At 39.1% G+C, this 460-nt stretch carries 2 pseudogenes; both read left to right on the forward strand.

Annotation, left to right across the window (positions count from 1 at the left end):
• Positions 1-235 (forward strand): annotated as a pseudogene (gene mraY, locus J7R10_RS08665) (phospho-N-acetylmuramoyl-pentapeptide-transferase); the annotation flags it as partial.
• A gap of 4 nt (positions 236-239) precedes the next feature.
• A pseudogene (gene murD / locus J7R10_RS08670) lies at positions 240-460 on the forward strand (UDP-N-acetylmuramoyl-L-alanine--D-glutamate ligase); the annotation flags it as partial.

Genomic DNA, 460 nt, shown 5'->3' on the forward strand with positions numbered 1-460 from the left:
AACCAAGCATGAAATTGTTTTGGCTCTTATTTGTGGACTTTTTGTTCTGGAGTGGTTTTCGGTGTTTATCCAAGTTGTTTATTTCAAATTAACAAAAAAGTGTGTATTCCTCATGGCGCCGATACATCATCATTTTGAGAAAAAAGGGTGGACTGAAAGTCAAATTGTAATACGTTTTTGGATTATTTCAATTGTTCTTGATCTTATCGGTCTCTCAACAGTTAAATTGCGGTAAAACTTTGGTTTCTGTTGCGTGTTATAAAGGTCAAGAAGTTGCTTTGTTTGGTTTTGGGCAATCAGGATTATCTGCTGCGCAAGCTCTGATCAGGGGCGGGGCAGAAGTGGTTGATTGGGATGACAATCCTTAAGGTGTACAAGCTGCTTTTTGGCAAAATATTCCAATGAGAGACTTTCGTCAGGCGGATTGGTCAGGGTTTGTTGCATTGATTTTAGCTATGGG

Origin of the sequence: Bartonella vinsonii subsp. berkhoffii ATCC 51672 (assembly GCF_902825225.1) — a bacterium.
Taxonomy (GTDB): Bacteria; Pseudomonadota; Alphaproteobacteria; order Rhizobiales; family Rhizobiaceae; genus Bartonella; species Bartonella berkhoffii.